Origin of the sequence: Sorangium sp. So ce1504, assembly GCF_051521635.1 — a bacterium.
Lineage (GTDB): Bacteria > Myxococcota_A > Polyangia > Polyangiales > Polyangiaceae > Sorangium > Sorangium cellulosum_B.
In genome coordinates this window covers 2866021-2885723 of record NZ_CP150365.1, presented here as the reverse complement: position 1 = coordinate 2885723, position 19703 = coordinate 2866021, and the positions used below count along the sequence as shown (strand labels likewise).

The window sequence follows — 19703 nt, the reverse complement described above, 5'->3', positions numbered from 1 at the left end:
CCCGCGCGGCGGGAGGAGCGCCCGGCCAGGGCGCGCGCCGCTCAGGGCTCTTTCTTCGGCTGGATCGGCTGCCCCTCGACGTCCCACGCCTCCGGCTCGCCGAGGCCGATCCCCTGGAGCTGCGGCAGGATCTCCTGCCGCGGTCCCACGACCACGACGGTCGCCGTCTTCGGATCCACGGCCCTCGCGAGCTCCGCGAGGCTCGCCAGCGTCGCGCTCTGCCGCGCCTTGCTCGCGTCGCCGTCGAACGTCTCCGGCAGCTTCAGCCGCGCCAGCGTCCCGAGGCGCTGGGCGGTGCGGTTCACGGTCTCGTAGGCGGAGACGAGCTCCGCGCGGTCCTGCGCCTGCACCTTCGCCAGCTCGTCCCGGGTCAGCCCGGAGTCGGCCATCTTGGCGAGCTCGGCGAGCATCTCCTTCAGGGCGGGTCCGGTCGCCTCGGTGACGACGGAGGCCCGCGCCACGAACGCGCCCGGCAGCCTCGTCTCGGTGAACGCCGAGCCGGCGCCGTAGGACCAGCCGTGATCCTCGCGCAGGTTCTGGTTCAGGCGCGACGTGAACGAGCCGCCGAGCGCGGAGTTGATCAGCTGGAGCAGCGGCCGCCGAGGATCGCTCGCCGCGACCCCCTCCCGCACGGCCGCGATCACCGACTGCGGCGCCCCCGGGCGGTCGACGATCACCAGCCGCGGCGGCTTCCACGCCGGCGCGGCGGCCGCCGCGCCCTGCGCTGCGGGCGTGCCCTTCGTGGCCGGCGCGGCGCTCGCCGTGGCGCCCTTCGCCGACCACGTCCCGAGATCGCGCGAGAGCGCCTGCTGCAGCTCGTCCCGGGTGATGTCGCCGACCACGGTGATCACCGCGCGGTCCGGGCGCCACGCCGCCTTGTAGAACGCCTTCACGGCCGGGAGCCCGATCGACTTGGCGTCCGCGACCAGGCCGTCGACGGGGTGCCCGTACGGCGTGCCCGGCCCGTGGAGCGCGGCCATCGAGACCAGCCCCGAGACCCGCGTCGCGTCGTCACCGCGCTTCCTGAGGTCGTTCTGCCAGAGCTCGCTGACGCGCTTCCACTCCTTCGCCTCGAACCGCGGGCGCGCGACCACGTCGGCGAGCAGCGAGAACGCCTTGTCGAAGTTCTTCTTCAGCACGGAGAGCGTCGCGACGCTGCCGTCGGCGCGCGCCCCGACCGAGAGCGTCGCGCCGAGGTCGTTGATCGCGCTGGACAGCTCCACCGCGCTCCGCGTCCCCGCGCCCTCGTCGAGCATGTCCGCGGTGATGTGCGCGAGCCCCGCCGCGCCCTTCGGATCGTCCGCCGATCCCGACGCGACGCCGATGGACACGGACACGATCGGCAGCGTGTGGCGCTCGAGCAGCCACACCTTCGCGCCGTTCGGCCCGTCGAGCACCACCGGCGCCGGCGGCGTGAACGGCTGCGGCTTCGGCAGCTCCGGCTTGGGCCCGAGCGGGTCCGCGGGCTTCGCGGCCGCCGGCGGGGCGCTCGGCCGCGGCGCCTCCGCCCGGGCAGCGGACTGCGCCGGCGTCCTCGGCTCGCAGCCGAGGGCCGCGGCGACCAGCGCGATCATCGCGCCTGCGTGTGTCGCTCTCATTTCGTCACCGCCTTCTTCGCCTCTTCGCTGCCCTTCGGCACGACCCGCAGGATCATCCGGGCGTTGGGATCCAGGGTGCTCTTCGCGTACGCCTGCAGCGACTCCGCGGTCGCGTCGCGGTAGCGCTTCAGATCCTGCTCCACGAACCCGGGTTGGCCCTTCGACGTCTCGTACCGGTTGAGCATCGAGGCCCGGCCGGCGACCGACTCGAGCGCCATCACGAAGGCGGTCTCGTACTGGTTCTTGGCCCGATCGAGCTCCTCGCGGCTCAGCTTCGCGTCCCGCACCTTGGCGAGCTCGGCGTCGATGGCGGCCTCGACCTTCTCGAGCGGCACGCCTGGCCGCGCGATCGCCTCGACGGTGAACGTCGAGCCGAGATCGCCGGAGCGCTGCACGGCGCTCACCTCCTGGGCGAGCTGCTTGTCGTAGACGAGGGCCTTGTAGAGGCGGCTCGCCTTCCCCTGCTCGAGCGCCGTGGCGAGGAGGTCGAGCTCGGCGTCGCCCGGCGCGAAGTGCGCGGGGCTGTGCCAGGCCATGATCACCTTGGGGAGGTTCACGTTGTCCTCGATCGTCTTGCGCACGACGCCGCTCAGCTTCACGGGCGAGGGCGTGGTCGCCGCGGGGACGGGCCGCTCCGGGATGCCGCCGAAGAGCCGCTCGATGAGATCGCGCGTCTTCTGCGGATCGAAGTCGCCGGCCACGACGAGGGAGACGTTGTTCGGCACGTACCACCGCCGGAAGAACGTCGTGACGTCGTCGACGGTCGCGGCCTGGAGATCCTCGTGCGAGCCGATCACGGGGTGGTGGTAGGGGTGTCCCTCCGGGTACATCAGCGAGGGCATGAGGAGGTCGACCTTGCCGTAGGGCTCGTTCTCGCTCGTCTGGCGGCGCTCGTTCCGCACGACGTCGCGCTGCGCGTTGAGCTTCGGGAGGTCCATGCTGTCCGCGAGCGACGAGAACCGATCGGCCTCGAGCCAGAGCAGGAGCGGCAGCGCGTGGGCCGGCGCCACCTCGTGGTAGGCGGTCCGGTCCTCGCTGGTCCACGCGTTGTTCCAGCCGCCCTCGGCCTCCATCCAGGCGTCGAACTGCTTCGTGGGGACGCGGCGCGTGCCCATGAACATGAGGTGCTCGAACAGGTGCGCGAAGCCGGTGCGCCCCGGCTCCTCGAACCGCGATCCGACCTTGACCATGAGGTTCAGGGCGACCATCGGCAGCGCGCGGTCCTCGTGGAGGATCACGGTGAGGCCGTTCTTGAGGGTGTACTTGGTGAACGGGATGTCGAGCTTCGGCGGCTGGGAGGCCGCGGACTGAGGCGCCGTGGGCGCGGACGCCGGGGCCGCGGCCAGCGCGGGCGCCGGGGCCGCGGCTGGCGCAGCCTTCGGAGCCGCGGCTGGCGCGGACTTCGGCGGCGAGGTTGTGGCCTCGGGCGGCGCTGCTGGTGCGGGCTTCGGCCCGGACAGAGAGAGGGCCGCGGCCACGGCGACCAGGATCGGCCCGGTGGAGCGCGGGAGCGGCGGGTGACGCGCGCGGGTCTGCATGAGCCCGAGGGTTGCGCCGGTCGCGGGCGGGGCGCAAGCGGGCGGGAGCATGGATTGCGGAGACGCGCCCCGCCAACGAGTGCGGTTGTCAAGTTGTCACGGAGGAGGGACGCACCGCAGAACGGAAGGAGCGCGCGGCGCGGGCGGGACGGCGGAGCTTACGAGGGCTGAGCGCCGGCCGAGCTCGCGGACGCCGCGAGCGGAGGCGGAGGCGCTGCGCCAGATCGGTTGTCCACCGCCTTGCCCGCTGCGGCCTTGCGGGCCTTTTCCCGCCGAGCTGCAGCGCGGCGGCGGCGCTCGTGGCCTCGCGGACGATCTCCGGATGGCGGCGGAAGACGTGCGCCGCCGTCTTCCGCACGATCTGGACGCGCGTGGCGGGGCACCGGAGGCGTTGGGGTGGAGCTGGGAGTCCAGATGACGGAGGCACGTGTCCAGATGACGGGGGCACGTGTCCAGGTGGCCGGGCGCAGCGGGCTCTCTCGCTGCGTATGCCTGGATGACGGGGAGCGCGTTCTGCGCCTTGGCTTCTATCTTGCTCTTCGCAACGTAGCTGCGCGCAAACTCGCTCTGAAGCTGGTATCCTGCCAACCTCTACGCGCACTCGCGCACCCGCAACCCTCGCTTCAAGTCCGAGGTGGACGATCCGCTGACGGAGTGGAGTAACAACCTCGTCTACAACCGGGCGTTCCACTGCGGATACACCCCGGAGAATCAGAGGTTCCACTCGAACCTGCACGGCAACTACCACGTCGCCGGTCCCTCGACGCCGGTGGCTCGACCAGAACGACGCGAGCCGCGACCGCCGATGGCGAAGCGCCCGCAGCCTGCCGTGAAGAACCCTGCGCGCCTGGGTAATGGATTGCTCCCCATGCAGCGGTCGCCGCGCTGACCGCTTCGCACCTCGCCCCCGCCAAGAAGTCGGCGCATTCTGAATTCTCGGAATTCTCGGATGCGCGGCGCGCGCTCCGACACCGTGTTGCAGGGCACGACGCGTGCTTTATCGCCTCCGGCGCCTGCGAAGCGCCTGATGAATCGCTCGCGTACAGCGCGGGCGGCTTTGCCGCCGTGGAGCTCCTTTGCCTCGTGAGGGTGCTTTGAGACGACGTCCGCCTTGGATTCACGCGTTGCTCGCCCCCCTGTCGGCGGCGATGCTCTGGTCCGCGCCTGCTCGCCCCGGCGAGCCGCCGCAGCTCTCCTGGGACAAGCCGGTTCGCTGCATCCGGTCGCCGAACGGCGGCGCGGTGCGCGTTCAATGCGAGCCAGGGCCGGAGGGCGAGCGCTGCCTCGTCGCGCCCGATCACCTGGCCCACGACGGCGGCGCGCTCGATAAGGTGCAGCCGTGCAACGTGGTTGAAGACGCCTCGGCCTACCGGGCCCTGACCGCGCGCGGCGCCCGCCTCGTCGCCGCGATCCCCGAGGCGCCGCCGGGCTACGCGCGCTCGGCCGAAGGCAAGGCATTTCAGGTCAAGTTCGATCTCCTGAACCGGCTTTACTTGGGCGCGTCCTGGCTGCCCACGTTCCATGGCGAGAACGGGCTCCCCGTGCCCACGAGCTTCCCCCTGGGCCGCGGGAGGGCCGAGGCCGGTATCCATCTCAGCGTGCTCTCGACGCGCTCCCGCGCCCGCCATGACCTGCGCATCCTCGATGGGACAGCCACGTTCGACGATCTCGAGCTCTCCGGGGTGCTCCTCAGCTACGATTACCAGCACCTGCACCGGCGGCCGGCCCACTGGCTCAGCACCTTCGTTGGCAAGCCGCGGCTTCACGCGATCTCGCCGCGGATGGGCTGGGGCTTCCGGGTGGTGTCGGTGAACGACCGCCCTCCCGCGCGCCGCGACACGCTCGACGTGGAGTTCGGCGAGGTCCACCTCGCGTGGAATCCGTGGCAGTCGAACGACATGTACAGCCACATCCGGCTCGAGGCGGGCGCCGATCTGGGGGAGTACTGGGAGCGCCGATCGGAGATCGACGACGGCCTGGACACCGGCGCTCTGTACATCGGCCCGACGAGCGCCATCAAATCGCGCTTCAGCCTCGGCGAGGGCGGCCTCCACGCGCTCTCGACCGCGTTCACCTACCGGCGCCCGAGCATCGCGGCCGGGAACGAGACGGGAGAGGCGATGAACCGACTCGAGGCCACGATCGCCTACGAGGGCATCCTCCTCGCGATCAACGATCAGCCCATCTCGCTGCGGCTCGCCGCGATGGGGGTGAGCCGCAACGACCTCGACAGCGACGTTCGCGACGTGGAGGTCAAGGCCGCCGCGGGCCTGCGGGTGTCGTTCTGGGCTCCCCCGCGGGTATTCGAGCCGATGCCCGTTTTCGAGGACCCGTGACGGCTCGGCGCCTCGCCGCGCTGCTCGTCATGGCGGCGGCCGCGGCGCTCTCCCCGCGCGCCGGCCGCGCCGAGCCGGCGCGCGAGGAGAGCGAGCGCGCGGGCGGCGGCGATACCGCTGTTTCGGAGGAGGGCCGGCGCTTCCGCGTGCGCTTCGACCCGGCGAGCCGGGTGTGGCTCGGTGTCGCGTCCGCGCTGCACCGGGGCGCCGGTGGGACGATCGAGATCGAGCCCGAGATCGACGCGGGCCTGTCCTACCGCGCGCGCAGCGTGACGGGCTCCGGGCCTGGCCGCGTGGTCTGGCAGGCGGATCACCGCGTCCTCGCCGGCCGGGTGTCTCCGACGGGGCAGGCGCTCGACGGCGTGCCCGCGCTCGACGCGGCGCTGTACGGCGCGTCGTTCTTGCGGCACGACGAATCGCCGCGGGTGGTCTTGCCGATGTCGCCGCCGATCGCGGTCCCCTTCCCCTTCGACATCGGCGTGGAAGCCGAGGTGGGCCGGGTGAGCATCCCCTCGATCCCACAGCGCCAGGGCGACGGATGGTCGGCGCCGCTGGTCCGGCTCGGCGTGGCGCGCGCCACGGCGATCCTCGATCCGTGGCGCACGGGCGAGGCGGGCCGCAGCTTCGAGATCGGGCTCGGGGTCCGTTACGACATCGACGCTTACTACGCTGAGTCCCCCTCTCCCCAGGCCGCGCCCGCGCGCCGCACGCTCGGTGAGCCCAGGGTGGTCCACCGGATCGCACCCATGACCGCGGGCTCGCTGCGGCTGCGCCTCCAGAGCGGCGACGGGCTGACGGTCTTCGATGGTCGAGGCGACGTCGTCCCGCACTGGACGAGCGAAGAGCGCTGGCGTGTCCTGGTGCGCTCGGCCGCGCACGTCGAGAGGATCCTGGCCGCGATCGACGATCAACCCATCGCTGCGGTGCTCGAGGGCGAGTACCGGCTGCTGCCGCCCGCCCTCGATGTGCAGGCGGTCCATGATCTGCGCGTGAGCCTCGGGCTCGCGTTCACGCTGGCGCTGCGCTAGAGCGACGATGGGGTTGAAACTGCCAGAAAAGAGTGTGCTGCCTCGTGCAGCGCGCGATCGGAGCTTAGCGGAAGGCGTCGCGTGTCAGCGTCCCGATCACGCGCGGCTCGGGCGCGTGGGGGTTCGGCGCCCGCTCGACGGTCATGCCGAGCTTGCGCATCACGGCCTGCGACGCGAGGTTGTCGGGCTCGGTAGTGGCGATGACGTGGTCGAGGCGCTCCTCGTCGAACAGGTGGCGCACTACCGCTCGGGCGGCCTCGGCGGCCAGGCCTCGGCCACGCAGCTCGGCCGCGATGAACCAGTACAGCGCGACGTCCGCGCTGGCGACGCCGCCCGGACCGCCGCGCAGCGAGTCGACGAAGGGCACGACGCCGACCACGCCCACCAGCGTGCCGTCCCTGAGCGTCACGGCTCGCTCTCCGTACGGCGGCTGGTACAGCTCGGCCAGGAACCTGGTGTTCAGCACGCACCACTCGATCCACTCTTGGCGCTGCTCCAGGCTCATTCCCTGCTCGTCGCCGCCATCCAGGATTCGATGGCAGGCATCCAGATCCCCGCGGGTGAAGGGGCGGATCCGCAGGCGCTCCGTCTCGAGCTCGGGCATCACGCGGGGCATGGCGTCTACCCTCGGCGCCGATTCTGCTGCGCGCCGGCCCAGGCGCCGAACAGGGTGCCGCCGATCGTCAGGACAGTCGTGACGAGCGCCAGCGTTCCGGAAGTCCCGTCTCCCACGAGCACCCATCCCAGCACGAGCGAGAGCGCGATGAGCACCCACGCCAGCCGGTACTCCATGTGCCGCGCGGTGCGGGCGCAGATGTAGCCACCGATCGCGGAACCCAAGGTGCCGATCACCGTGAGGGCGATCGTGAAGCCCTCCGAGGGCGACGCGAGCGCCTTCGCGAGATCGTCGTCCGTCGCGCCCGAGGAGACAAGGAACACCACGTAGGCGATCAAGAACGCAATCCCGAGCACCATCGTGAGCCCGAGGTCTGCGAGCACGCCGAAGAGCAGCGCCTTGCCGGCGGATCCGTGCGCCCGCGCCGGCCCAAGGCCGAGGTTCGCCTGCGGGGGCTGGAAAGGATTGGGGGCCGGCCTCTCGCTCATGGCGGGGGCAGTCTCGCCGCTTGCGCCCTTCGCGGTCAACGCGCCGGGCCGCCCGCCTTCGCCTCCTCGCAGGCCGCCGCCATCCCCCGGGCCCGCGACGTAGCGATCGAAGATGAACCGCCGTGCCACCGAATCGCCCGGCTACTGGACCGGCTGATCGAACTAGAAGCCTGCAGACCCGTTCGGCACGCTCACGGGCCCGTTGACCGGAGAGAACGTCCCAGAAGGCGCGATATCGTCAGCCTGGGCGCCGCTCGGGAGGACCTGATACCACGTCAGCCGCGTCAGTCCGCCCTGGTCCTGGGCGATGCGGAGGTAGACGTTGCCCTTCTGGTAGAGGGATCCGCCGCTCACCGGGTCCGTCGTGAACGACGCCCAGGTCACGTCCCTGGGCAGCTCGAACGTCTGAAGGCCGCTCGGCGACGGCGGTGTAACAATGCCTTTGTCGTACGAAAACACGATGCTCTTGGTTCCGAGCGCCGGAGAGCCGCCGTATTCACGTACCAGGTTTCGGTCGCCGCGCTGTAATTACCGACATTCAAACGGTCTCCGTGTCGTGTGAATGAACCTCGGCCCAGCGCCGCCGGCCATACCCCTCCTCGCTGCGCCAGCGGAGGCCAAATCGTCTCAAGGGGCATGGATCCGCGCTCAAGTGAAATCACGAAGTGCACGCTGATGAAGTGCACGCTGATAATGATGAACCATGGCGCTCGCGCTGATCGTGGGGTTCCTGCTCGGTTATTTCGGCTCGATCCCGGCGGCGGGGCCGCTGGCCGTCCTGCTGGTGGCCGCCGCGCTTGCAGGGCAGCCCCAGCGCGTCTTGATCCTCGCCATCGGGGGAGCCCTCGCGGAGGGGCTCTGGGCGCTCGCCGCGGCGCGCGGGCTCGGGTGGGTCCTCGAGGCGCACCCCGCGATCGATCACGCGCTGCGAACGGGCGGCGCCGCGCTCGTCGTGGCGATGGGCCTCGCCCTGGCGCTCGCGCCGCGGCGCGCCTCGGAGGCGCCCTCCTCCGGGCGCGCGACCTCGGCGCTCCTGACCGGGTTCGTCCTCGTCGCGCTCAACCCGTCGTTCCTGGCGTCGTGGATCGCGTCGTGCGCCGTGCTCCGCGCGTACCCTGCGCTCGCGCCCGCCGTCGCGCCGGCCCACGCGGCCGCGCTCGCGGTGGGCGCCTCCGCGGGTGTGGTGAGCTGGTTCGCGACGCTCGGGCGCCTGCTGGCGCGCCACCGCGAGCGGCTCGGCGCATGGCACGGGCACCTGGTGCGCGGCCTCGGCTGGGCGCTGGTGGCGCTGGGGCTCGCGGGGCTCCTGCAGCGGCTCGTGTGAGATCCGTGCCCTGTGTGGACACCGGTCGCGCGCCCGCATAACGTCGATCGGATGCGGGTAGGCGCCGGCAGCCTGCGTCGTCCGGTCGTATGAACGCCCTTCATACCCGGGCATCAGACCGCGCGGCGAGCCCTCGGTCGCGCGCCTCGGACGCGTCGCCGCGCGCGATCTACCGCAGGCTGCGGGCCGGCGAGCCGGCCCCGGGGGATCTCGCGGATGAGCCCGCGCCGGAAGCCGCGGCCCCCGGCAGCCTCGACGCGTTCTTTGCGGCCCTGACCGCGCTCCGCGACGAGGATGAGCGAGGCGGCGCGCCCAGCTCCGAAGGCGTCGACCCGACGCGGATCCTGCTCGGCTACGCGCCGACCGCGCTGCTCGACGGGTGCTGGCTCGCCGCGGCCGTGCGCGTGCGCCACGCGGACGGAGCGCTCGGCGCGGCCTGCCTCGACGCGTTCTATCTCGAGTGCGGCGAAGGCGACCCCGCGCAACACCACGGCGCCCTGTACGGCGCCGCGCTGGCCGCCGCGGGGCTCGCGCTGCCTGATCTCGGGAGCCCCGCATTCGAGCGCTCCGTCTGCCTCACCGACGCGGACTTCGCGCTCGCGATCCCGGGCCTCCGCGCCGCGCAGCTCGGGGACGCGAGGCTGCCCGAGGCGCTGGGCCACCACGCGGCGGCCACGGTGCTGGGCCCGCCCGCCGCGGTGCGCTGGGCCGCGTCGCGCGCGCGCTGCGACGGCCTGTATTTCGCCGAGCACGCGGAGGGCGCGGAGACGGCCCGCCGGGCCCGCGATCTCGCGCGGCGGTGCCTCGAGGCGCACGCCGCGGGCGGGGCGCCGGACTGGTCGCGCGTGTGGCGCGGCGCGTGGTCGCTCTGGGCCGCGCGGCGCGCGTGGCTCGCGTCGCTCCGGCCCACCGCCGCGCCGTCCGCATGGGAGGCGATGCTGGCGCTCGTCGAGGCGAAGGCGCGCCACGCGTTCGGATTTCACGGCCGCGTCCGGCTCGACGGACAGGCGCTGGACGACGCGCTCGATCCGGCGCGGCTCGACGCCCGCCGCATCCTCCTGCGCCTCGCGCGCTCGCCGTGGATCGTTCCGGGGAGGCCCGACGAGAGCCCGCTCGTCACGCGCTCCGTGCAGTTCGGCGGGCCGATGTTCGGCGTGTTCACCGACGCCGAGGTCGACGTGATGCGCGCCTGGATCCGCGCGCTGACCGAGACGCCGGAGCCTCCGGCCGCCCTCCGCGCGACGCGCGGCGCGGAGGAGCGTGAGGGCTCGCCGCGCATCGATCACGACGGGGCCTCGATCGACGGGAATCGCCGAGGCGGATCCACCCCTCGCGCGCAGGTGCGCGCAGGGCTCCCTCTACCGGATCTGTACCGCCGGCTGCTCTGCGCCCGCGGGCCCGGGGACGTGGACAGCGAGGCGGGCGCGCTCGCGCGGGCACACGTCGAAGCGATGCTCCGCGAGGTGCACAGCGAGGTGTCCCCCGCCCGGCTCGCCGCGGATGGGCGCTGGCCCTGGTCCGCCGCCGGGCTCTCGCGCTGGGTCGACGCGCGGCTGCGCGAGCAGATCTTCGAGGAAGGCCACGCCCACGCGCGGTCCACGGTGGGACCGCACGCGGCCGCACACCCCGCGCGCGACCGCACGCAGCCCACGGACGTCGCGCACGAGATCACACGCGACGAGGCCGTCTGGCTGCTCACCCAGCTCGCGCCGGCGGCCGTGATCGACGGCGCCTGGCTCCAGGGCATGACGGCCCCCGGCGCGTTCCACACGCCGGTCGCGTCGCTCCTGCTCCGGATCTACCGCGACGAGCTCGGCGCGGGCGTGCCCGCCCAGCACCACGGCAACGTGCTGCGCAGGGCGCTCGCGGAGCAGGGCGTGACGCTGCCGCCGTGCGACGCGCGCGCGTTCGTGGAGCGGCGCGATCTCCTCCCGCAGGCGTTCTCGATGCCCGTGCTCTGGCTCGCGTTCGCGCAAGGGTCCACGGAGCTCTTGCCCGAGCTGCTCGGCCTCAACCTGGCGATCGAGATGGCCGGCATCGGCCGCGGGTACGCGATGGCCGCCGCGCTCCTGCGGCGCCACCGGATCGACCCGTACTTCTTCGACCTGCACAACACGATCGACAACGCCGCGTCAGGCCACACCGCGTGGTCGATCGAGGCCATCACCCGGCTCATGGACGCCTGCGCGGCGCCCGGCGACGCGCTCGCGATCGAGCGCGCAACGCTGCGGATCTGGCGCGGATACGCCGCGTACGCGCGCGCGAGCCGGCCGCTCGTGCGCGCCGTCGCGGTGCGCCTCGGCCCCCGCCTCGGCTGGCGCTGGCTCCGGCGGCATCTGCTCGGGGACACGGGGAGGTAGCGCTCGATCATGTGCGGCATCGTCGGAGCGCTGGACCTCGCCGGGCGACGCACGTTCGATCCGGCGCGCCTCGACCGCATGGCGGCGAGCGTGCGGCACCGCGGCCCGGACGACGGCGCCTCCTTTTCAGCGCCAGGGATCGCCATGGCCACGCGGCGCCTCGCCATCGTCGACGTCGCGGGCGGCCGCCAGCCGATGGCCGACGCGGGCGGCCGCGTGTGGGCCTCGTACAACGGCGAGCTGTTCAACCACGCCGAGCTGCGCCGCGAGCTCGCTGCGCGCGGGCACACGCTGCGCACGCGGTGCGACACCGAGCTATGGCCCGGGCTCTACCTCGACGCGGGCGAGGGCGCCTTCTCCCGCACGCGCGGGCAGTTCGCCGTGGCGCTCTGGGATCGCGAGGCGCGCACGCTGCTGCTCGGCCGCGACCGGATCGGGATCTGCCCGCTCCACTACGCGGAGGCGGACGGCTGGCTCCTCTGGGCCTCGGAGATCAAGGCGATCCTGGCGAGCGGGCTCGTGCGCCCCGAGGCCGATCCGGCAGGGATCGACCACGTCTTCTCGCTGTTCGCCGCGGGCACGCAGCGGACGTGCTTCCGCGGCGTGCGCTCGATCTGGCCCGGGCACTACCTCCGCGCGCAGGACGGCGCGATGGAGCAGCGGCGCTACTGGGACCTGGATTTTCCGGCCCAGGGCGAGGAGCGGCGCGTCGCCTCGCTCGACGCGCTGATCGAGGAGACGCGCGCCTGCCTGCGCGACGCCGTGCAGCGCCGCCTCGTCTCCGACGGCCCGGTGGCGACGTACCTGAGCGGCGGGCTCGACTCGACGCTGGTGCTCGGCCTCGCCCGGGAGGCCCGCGGCGACGCGCCCATCGCGTCGTTCACCGTCGGCTTCGACGGCGCCGGGCCCGACGAGCGCCGCCGCGCGACCCGCAGCGCGGCGCGCCTGGGCGCGCGGCTCGAGACCCTGGTGCCCTCGCCGACGGAGATCCTCGAGACCCTCCCGCGCGTGGTGGAGGCCGCCGAGGGCCCCGTGATGGACACGGCCGACGGGTGCGTGCTCCTGCTGGCCGAGCGCGCCGCGCGCCGGGGGTTCAAGGTCGTGCTCACGGGCGAGGGCGCGGACGAGGCGATGGGCGGCTACGTCTGGCACAAGACCCACCGCGCCATGGAGCGCCTCGCCCGCGTCCACCCAGCCCTGCCGCGCGCGATCCGCAACACGCTGGCCGAGCTCGCGGCGCCCGGCACACCCGCGCCCACGTTCCAGGACCACTTCGGCGACGTTCGCCCGAGCCTCCTCGACCTGTACGAGCCGCTCTCCCGCGCGCGCTGGCTGTTCTATTCGGATACGATGGCCGAGCGCGTCGCGGGCCACGACCCGTTCTCCGAGCTCGACATCGCGCCAGCGCGGATGCGCCGCTGGGATCCGCTGAATCGGTCGCTCTACGTGGAGTACAAGCTGATGCTGGCCGGACACCTCCTGGTGGGCAAGGGCGACCGCGCGGCGATGCGCTCGGGCGTGGAGCACCGTTACCCCTTCCTCGACGAGGCCTTCGTCGACCTCTCCAGCGGCCTCTCGCCCCTGTACAAGCTCCGCGGGCTGCGGGAGAAGTGGCTCCTCCGCGAGGTGGCGCGGCGGGTGCTCCCGCGCGACGTCGCCGACCCGCCCAAGGGCATGTTCAAGGCCCACGCGCTCTGCGCGCTCGGGCCCCAGCCCCGCTGGATCGCGCAGCTCGTGAGCCCCGAGTCGCTGCGAAAGACGGGCTACTTCTCGCCCGCGAAGGTCGCGCGCGAGCAGCGCTTCCAGCGGCTCCTGCCCGCGCTCGCCCCGCGGCGGATCGTCGCCGACGGGAGCTACACCGCCGTGGTCACCACGCAGCTGTGGCACCACCTCTTCCTCGGCGGCGGGCTGTGCGAGCTGCCCACGTGGTCGCCGCCAGCGCCCGCGGCCGCAGACGAGCGCGCGGTCGCGTCGACCGAGTCGACCGAGAGGACGGTCCCATCGTGAGCCTCCAGATCTCCGCCGATCCCGCGCTCTCCGGCCACGAAGGCAGCCCTCGGACGCCGCCCCACGACGGAGAGGCCGCCGCGAGGGAGGACCGGCTCCACACCGCGGTGCGCCGGCGCTGGGACCGCATCGACTGGACGCGCCCGATCCCGCCCGAGGCGCTGGTGATCCCCGAGGCGCACTACATGGACGTCGCGGGCCTCGGGCTCACCGAGCGCCAGCGCGTCGCGATCAACCGGCTGTTCGCGTGCTTCACGTGCGAGCTGTTCATCCACTTCGAGGGCTACGTGATCCGGTACCTCGAGCGGTCGGCCCACCGCGCGCCGTACCTGTCCGCGCCCGTCGTCGCCCGCTTCGTCGCCGAGGAGCGCACGCACGCGGAGATGTTCCGCCGGCTCCTGCACAGGCTCCGGCCGGATCTCTACCCGACCGACGCGGCCCCGCCGCGCTTCCTGCGCTGGGGCCGGGGCGACGACGCGGCGCTGCGCCTCGCCCCGGCGGGCACGTTCTTCCTGCTCGCGTGGTATTTCGAGGAGATCACGCTCTTCGTGCCGCGGGCGATCGAGGCCCGGCCCGACCAGAGCGCGGCGCTCGTCGCCGAGATCATGGCCCTGCACGCGCGCGAGGAGGCGCCGCACGTCGCCATCGACGAGCGCGTGCTCCTGCACCTGAACGAGCGCTGTCCGCGCTGGCTCGCCGCCATCCAGACGGCCCTCGCGCTGCCCTTCCTGGTGTACGTCGACGGCGTGGTCGGCGACGCCTGGGGCCGCCTGGTGGCCTCGGCCGGCAGCGAGCTGGGCCTCGACGCCGCGCAGCGGCGGCGGCTCGGCGCGCGCGCCCCGACGCAGTCCGATCGCTGGGGCACCGAGAGCTTCACGCGCAAGCTGGAGGGCCGCGGGCTCGCCGGCGCGCCGGCCGTCTGCTGGGCGCTGCGGCGCGCGCTGCGCATGGATCCCGCGTGAGCTCCGGGCTCGCGTACATCGGCGACAGCCACGGCATCCTCTCCGCGTGTCGCGACCTCATCGAGGCCGCCGAGCGGAGCGTCGTCCTGCAGATGTACCTCTTCGCGGCGAACGGCGACCAGACCACGCTGCTGCCGCGCCCGGGCGCGTTCCCCTACGCCGACACGGTCGCCGACTGGCTCATCGCCAAGAAGCGCGCCCGGCCCGATGTGACCGTCGTCGTGATCCTGGACAGCAACACGCCCGCGAACCCCGCCCTGACGCGCCGCCGCGGCGCGCTGGTGCGGAGGCGCCTCACGGACGCGGGCGTCCTCGTGCTGAACGCCTGCCTGTTCGGCGCGCGGTTCGACCGGCGCCGCCGGCTCCTGCCCCGGATGAACTTCCACCTCGACCACGCGCGCGTGTCGATCGAGGACTGGGTCGAGCACCAGAACCGCTGGCAGGTGCTGCACAACGTCGAGGATCACCGGAAGAACCTGGTGATCGACGGCGGGCGCGCCGGCGCGATCACGTCGCACAACTTCATCGACGCGGCGTTCGACTGGCACGAGAACCTGTTCTGGCTGACGGGCGCCGTGGCCCGCCGGCTCTGGCGCGTCGCGATGGCGGCGATCGGCGAGGCGCTCACCATTCCGCAGGCGATCGGCGCCGAGGGCCGCGCCGCGCTCCGCGCGCTCATGTCCGACGCCGCGCGCGCCGCGCGCGCGTCCGACGATCCCGGGACGGAGTGTGCCTCCCCGACGCCCACGCTCGCGCCTGTGCCGGGGTACGCCGGCGGCCTGCGCATCCCCCTCCCCCCGCCCGGCGCGCTCACCGCCGCAGGCGACGAGACGTGCGCGCTCGTCGAGCACGAGGCGATCCGCGCCCGCCTCGCGGACCTGTTCGACGGCGCGGAGGCCGGCGACGAGCTCCTCGTCGCGACCACGTACCTCTCGGACCTGCCGATGCTCGAGGCGCTCGAGCGCGCGGCGGCGCGCGGCGCCCGGGTGCGTGTGCTGATCGACTCCATCGACGCGCTCCCGCTGCCCCCCGCGGCCGGGTGGCTCATCCGCAGCCTGGTCAACCACCACGGGATCACCCGCGCGATCGAGGCCGAGGCGCGGTGGCCGGACCGCTTCACGCTGCGCGTGCACGACTCGCGCGGCGGGGCGATGATGCACCTCAAGACCGCGGCGCGGCTGGGCGCTCGGCCGATGCTCGTGGGCGGCCAGGCCAACTTCACGCCCAACTCGTTCTCGCGCGCGTGGCTCGAGACGGACCTCGAGACCCGCGATCCGGCCTTCGTGGCCGCGTTCGCGGCGCACTTCGAGCGGCTCTGGGATCTGCCCGCCTCGCGGCGCACGTCGAGCGGCCGGGGGTCGTGGGCGCGCTCGGCGCTGCTGGGCGCGTTCGAGCTGCTCGGCCTCCGGCCCTGACGCGATCAGCGGAGCATGCCGATCACCAGGGCGGCGATCGTCGCGTCCGCGACGATGTGCGCGAGCACGGGCGCAAGGAGCCCGCGGGCGTGCTGCCGCAAGAGGCCCAGCATGACGGCCCAGCTGCCCGCCAGGAAGACGCCCAGGAGCCCCCGCGGGAACCCGTGCGCGTGCTGGGCCCCGAACGAGGCGGCCTGCAGCACCACCGCGAGGCGCGCGCCCCACGCCGCCGCGAGGCTGGGCTGGAGCACGCCGCGCCAGATCACCTCCTCCAGCGTGGCGTTCAGCACGGCGAAGACCGCGCCTCCCGCCATGAGCACCGGCGTCGACACCTGGAGCAGCTCCGAGCCGGTGATGTCGCGGAGGTCGGGCCGGGCGAGCGCGAGCCACCCGACGAGCGCGACCGGCGTGACGCCGCCGACGAGCGCCGTCCAGCGCTTCGGGAGCCCGCCGGCCGCGCGCCAGCCCTCGGGCGGGCGCAGCGCGGGCGCGAGCCGCGCGAGGCCGCCGTAAGCCGCGAGCGCCAGGATCATGGCGAGCTGCCAGACGACGCCGAGGCGCATCGCCACCACGATGCACGCCACGAGCGCCGCGACGGCGCGCGCCGGCCCCTGCGCCACGCGGGCCGCGAGCAGCGCCACCAGGGCCGCGGCCGCGGCGACGGCGAGCGTCGCGCGCGGGAACGCGGGCGCGTCGAGCGCGGCCTGGAGCGCCAGGAGGCCGAGGGAGACCAGGCTCAGCGCGCGGTCGGCGCGCGCCTTCGGCTCGGAGAGGGCGGACGTGGGCTCTTGCATCGGGATCGCGCGGACGAGTCCAATCTACCTGGTTCCACCCGCCGGAGGTCCGGACAGAGAGTTCAACGCAAGGCGCAGAGAAACCAGGGCACAGGGAAAAGAAGAGGGGGAAGCCGGGATGGCCCTCCCCCTCATGTCTTGGCGGCCTTGGCGCGCTTGGCGGTTCTTCTGCTGATTCGGGGCAACTTCCCGCAGTAACGCTACTCGCGCGGCACCAGGCGCGACAGGACGACCCCCGGGATCGACGCCGCGAACGCGATCGCGAAGAACGCCGTGAACCCCGCGCTGGCGGCCAGGTAGCCGCTCGCGCTGCCGGCGAATGTCGCAGAGACCGACATGAGCGCCGACCCGATCGCGAAGTGCGACGACTTGTACCCGTCCACGCAGCGCCGCATCAGGAACACCGCGAGCACCGCCGTCCCGACGCCGGCGGCGAGCTGCTCGAGCGTGACGAGCGCGACGACCCACGGGAGCGCCGGCCGCGCCCACGCGAGCGCCACGTACAGCAGGATCGCCAGGCCCTGCACGAGCGCGATCGGGAAGATGGTCCGCGCGAGCCCCCACCGCTTGATGATCACCCCGCCGAGGATCGAGCCGGCGATCGAGGCGACCGTCCCGACCCCGCCCACGTTGCCTCGCGCCGCCGTGTCGAGGCCGAGGCTCTTCAGCAGCGGCGACGACATCGCGAACATGAGCGCGTCCCCTGCCCGGTAGCAGAGGATGAACGCCAGGCTCGACGCGATCTGCGGCTGCCGCAGGTACACACGGAACGGCTCGATGTAGCGCCGCAGCCCGGTCGCTCCGGGCGCGGCGCCGGCTCCGGGCGTCGCGGCCGGGCGCGGCAGCCCCGCGGCGTGTCCGATCGCGAGCAGCGCGAGCCCGCCTGCCGCGACGGCGAACGCCGCGCCAAAGGACGCCCAGCCCGCGAACGCGACAAGCAGCGCGCCCGCGAGCAGCGCGAGCCGGTACGCGCCGACCCGCAGCCCGGAGAACGCCGCCTGCGCGTCCTTGTCGAGCGCCTGCAGGTAGAAGCCGTCGACCGCGATGTCGTGCGTCGCCGCGGCGACCGCGACCGCCCCGAACAGCGCCGCCACGAGCCAGATCGCGCCGCTGTCCGCCGCCGCAGCGAGCCCGAGGACGATCGCGGCGAGCGCGATCTCGACCGCCACGAGCCAGCGCCGCGGGCTGCCGTGGAGGTCGACCAGCGGGCTCCAGAGGAACTTGAGGTTCCACGGGAGCCCGTAGAGCGACGTCAGCCCGATGATCTCCAGGCTCGCTCCCGCCGCCGTGAAGAACTCCCCCGCCACCTTGTGCGCGATCGCGTACGGCAGGCCCTCGGCAAAGTAGGTCGACGAGATCCACAGGCCCCGGCTCGCCCCTCCCGCCACCGCGTCGGGCGCCGCCGCCACGCCGGACGACGCCGCCTCACCGGGCGCCTCCTCGGAGGCGCCACGCCTCGGCGCCTCCGCTCCCGGCTCGGGCAGCGCGGCGCGCATCGGGGCCGCGGGCTCGACGGGCTTGTGGGATGTCACGGCAGCCTCCACGCCTTCTCCGCACCCTTACACGATGCGCCCCGGGACGGAGCAAGTTCCAGGACGCCCGACCGCCGCGCCCGACCGTGGAAGCAAACACGACGCCGTGAGGCCGCGACGCCGTGAGGCCGCGACGCCGTGAGGCCGCGACGCCGTGAGGCCGCGAGGACGCAGCGGACTCCATCGCGAGCGACGCTGTGGTATCGGTCCGGCATCTGGTTTAAACGGTGAACTGCATGCGACGGGCTCACGCTCCTTCGGTGTCCCCCTGCCGTCACGGCGGCGACGCCGATCGTGGCGCTTCGTGCCGCTCCGGCCGTGCGGCAGCGCTCGCGCGCGCCGACCTCGCGCCGACCCGGCCGGCGCCTTGCCCATCTCCGGTCTTTCCGAGGGAGCCAGCGTGAACGAGTACACCCGGCGCGAGGAGGTCCGCGCCACCTTCATCGCCTCGGCCATCCTCGTCCTGTGCATCGCCGTGGCGGTCCTCCGGCTCGTCACCGTGGAGGGCAGGCTCGTCTCCGACCCGGGCGCGCGGCGCCAGGCCGAGGAGTCCGAGGCCCGCGTCGCGCCCGCTCGGGCGTGCGCCCTCGCCGGCGAGAAGCTGATCGTCGAGATCGACCTGTTCAAGGCGGCCGCGAAATCGGCGCGCATGCCCGACCCGGGCGAGGCGCCCCCCGCGCCGCCGCCGCCGGCGACGACCACGAAGGGGCGCCCGCCGCGCAACGCGCCGCCGCCGCCGAAGCCCAAGGAGCCGGACAAGCAGGGCGCGTGGGCCTCCGCCCAGCCGCTCTACAAGCAGGTCAAGACCCTGTCGGGCTGCCGCGAGGCAACCGAGGCGCTCCTGGGGGCTCGGGTGAACGCCATCCCCGCCTGGGAGGCCATCGCCAAGGCGGCCGCGATCACGCCGCCGGGCGCCGCGGAGGCCGAGCAGTTCGAGGCGGCGAAGCAGCTGCTCTCGCTCGTCGCCGACATCCCGGCCGACAAGGTCGCGCAGGCCACGAAGGACGCCGAGACGGCGTTCAAGGCGAACGCGGAGCGCGACCGGGAGCGCGCGCTCACCGCGATGGTCCGCGAGCCGCTGCCTCAGGGCGTCTTCTCGCGGCGCGTGGCCGTGAGCGTCGGCGTCGGGCTGACGGTCTGCGCCCTCTTCATCAGCTACCTGGGCGTGCGGGCCGCCTCGATGCGCCGCCTCGCGACGCTGCTCCCGCTGCGCGACGCGGTCCGCAGCGGGCGCCCGGGCATGCAGGCCGCGGAGATCTTGAAGACCGCCGCGGCCCACAACAGCGGCGAGCCCGGCCTCGTGATCGGCGCCGCCATCGGCGGGTTCTCCGCGGCCCTCCTCGCCCCGAGGGACGCCGACCTGTTCGTCGCGGGCGTCATGGCGGGCCTCCTCATCGGCCTCGGCGCGCAGTGGGCCTTCCGCCTCGCCCTCGGCGCGGGCCGCTGGCGCGCCCGCACCACGGAGCTCGCCGAGGTCGAGAAGCCGGCCATCCCCATCGTGCTCGTCCTGAGCGGCGTGAAGCCCGGCCTCGAGCTCGAGTTCATCCAGTTCCTCCGCTCGCTGCCCCCCGCCGACGCCGCCGCGGCGGTCGAGAAGCTCGCCTCCCAGGCCGAGGAGCGCATCCTCGCCGCCGCCGACGCGGGCGCCGCCCTCACCCACGGGAAGCCGCCGCCAGGGTGACGCCGGCCGGCGCAGGGGGCGCGC

16 protein-coding genes are annotated in these 19703 nt (G+C 73.6%); 9 read left to right on the top strand and 7 right to left on the bottom strand.

Annotated features, from left to right (window positions below):
* Positions 1 to 41: 41 nt before the first annotated feature.
* Together WMF39_RS11200 and WMF39_RS11195 are read right to left on the bottom strand one after the other, a co-directional pair.
* Positions 42 to 1598 carry a M16 family metallopeptidase gene (locus WMF39_RS11200; protein WP_437745523.1) on the bottom strand — a complete coding sequence of 519 codons (1557 nt, stop codon included), beginning with the start codon at positions 1596 to 1598 and terminating at the stop codon, positions 42 to 44.
* Positions 1595 to 3187: a M16 family metallopeptidase gene (locus tag WMF39_RS11195; protein WP_437745522.1), complete on the bottom strand. Its 1593-nt coding sequence runs from the start codon at positions 3185 to 3187 to the stop codon at positions 1595 to 1597. The genes WMF39_RS11200 and WMF39_RS11195 overlap by 4 nt, the downstream gene beginning before the upstream one ends.
* A 583-nt stretch (positions 3188 to 3770) precedes the next feature.
* Between WMF39_RS11195 and WMF39_RS11190 the strand changes: the two genes are divergently transcribed.
* From WMF39_RS11190 to WMF39_RS11180, 3 genes are all read left to right on the top strand, one after another.
* On the top strand, positions 3771 to 4025 hold the full coding sequence (locus tag WMF39_RS11190; RefSeq protein ID WP_437745521.1) for a hypothetical protein: 255 nt from the start codon (positions 3771 to 3773) through the stop codon (positions 4023 to 4025).
* Between the two features lie 235 nt (positions 4026 to 4260).
* Entirely contained in the window at positions 4261 to 5472 is a 1212-nt protein-coding gene (locus WMF39_RS11185) for a hypothetical protein (protein ID WP_437745520.1), read from the top strand.
* The gene (locus tag WMF39_RS11180) at positions 5469 to 6500 is read left to right on the top strand and encodes a hypothetical protein (RefSeq protein WP_437745519.1); all 1032 of its coding nucleotides are present in this window, start codon (positions 5469 to 5471) and stop codon (positions 6498 to 6500) included. Before WMF39_RS11185 ends, WMF39_RS11180 begins: the two co-directional genes overlap by 4 nt.
* A gap of 64 nt (positions 6501 to 6564) precedes the next feature.
* On the opposite strand, the gene WMF39_RS11175 is transcribed toward WMF39_RS11180, so the two are convergent.
* The 3 genes from WMF39_RS11175 to WMF39_RS11165 all read right to left on the bottom strand — a co-directional run bounded on the left by WMF39_RS11175 (position 6565) and on the right by WMF39_RS11165 (position 8063).
* Complete coding sequence (locus WMF39_RS11175; RefSeq protein ID WP_437745518.1) at positions 6565 to 7116, bottom strand: GNAT family N-acetyltransferase; 552 nt, start codon at positions 7114 to 7116, stop codon at positions 6565 to 6567.
* Positions 7117 to 7121: 5 nt separating this feature from the next.
* Positions 7122 to 7604: a hypothetical protein gene (locus WMF39_RS11170; protein ID WP_437745517.1), complete on the bottom strand. Its 483-nt coding sequence runs from the start codon at positions 7602 to 7604 to the stop codon at positions 7122 to 7124.
* Positions 7605 to 7766: 162 nt separating this feature from the next.
* A complete protein-coding gene (locus WMF39_RS11165; protein WP_437745516.1) occupies positions 7767 to 8063 on the bottom strand; it encodes a hypothetical protein in 297 nt (98 codons plus the stop codon).
* Positions 8064 to 8307: 244 nt separating this feature from the next.
* On the opposite strand from WMF39_RS11165, the gene WMF39_RS11160 reads away from it, so the two are divergent.
* From WMF39_RS11160 to WMF39_RS11140, 5 genes are all read left to right on the top strand, one after another.
* Positions 8308 to 8928: a LysE family transporter gene (locus tag WMF39_RS11160; protein ID WP_437745515.1), complete on the top strand. Its 621-nt coding sequence runs from the start codon at positions 8308 to 8310 to the stop codon at positions 8926 to 8928.
* Between the two features lie 89 nt (positions 8929 to 9017).
* On the top strand, positions 9018 to 11288 hold the full coding sequence (locus WMF39_RS11155; RefSeq protein WP_437745514.1) for an iron-containing redox enzyme family protein: 2271 nt from the start codon (positions 9018 to 9020) through the stop codon (positions 11286 to 11288).
* Between the two features lie 9 nt (positions 11289 to 11297).
* Positions 11298 to 13295, top strand: coding sequence for an asparagine synthase (glutamine-hydrolyzing) (asnB, locus tag WMF39_RS11150; RefSeq protein ID WP_437745513.1), 1998 nt, complete (start codon positions 11298 to 11300; stop codon positions 13293 to 13295).
* Entirely contained in the window at positions 13292 to 14257 is a 966-nt protein-coding gene (locus tag WMF39_RS11145; protein ID WP_437745512.1) for a diiron oxygenase, read from the top strand. The genes asnB and WMF39_RS11145 overlap by 4 nt, the downstream gene beginning before the upstream one ends.
* On the top strand, positions 14254 to 15672 hold the full coding sequence (locus WMF39_RS11140) for a phospholipase D-like domain-containing protein (protein ID WP_437745511.1): 1419 nt from the start codon (positions 14254 to 14256) through the stop codon (positions 15670 to 15672). The genes WMF39_RS11145 and WMF39_RS11140 overlap by 4 nt, the downstream gene beginning before the upstream one ends.
* 5 nt (positions 15673 to 15677) lie before the next feature.
* On the opposite strand, the gene WMF39_RS11135 is transcribed toward WMF39_RS11140, so the two are convergent.
* Together WMF39_RS11135 and WMF39_RS11130 are read right to left on the bottom strand one after the other, a co-directional pair.
* On the bottom strand, positions 15678 to 16466 hold the full coding sequence (locus WMF39_RS11135) for a CPBP family glutamic-type intramembrane protease (RefSeq protein WP_437745510.1): 789 nt from the start codon (positions 16464 to 16466) through the stop codon (positions 15678 to 15680).
* 200 nt (positions 16467 to 16666) lie between these two features.
* On the bottom strand, positions 16667 to 17998 hold the full coding sequence (locus WMF39_RS11130; RefSeq protein WP_437745509.1) for an MFS transporter: 1332 nt from the start codon (positions 17996 to 17998) through the stop codon (positions 16667 to 16669).
* Between the two features lie 400 nt (positions 17999 to 18398).
* Here WMF39_RS11130 and WMF39_RS11125 point away from each other — a divergent pair, with 400 nt between their 5' ends.
* Positions 18399 to 19679, top strand: coding sequence for a hypothetical protein (locus WMF39_RS11125; protein ID WP_437745508.1), 1281 nt, complete (start codon positions 18399 to 18401; stop codon positions 19677 to 19679).
* Positions 19680 to 19703: the final 24 nt, after the last annotated feature.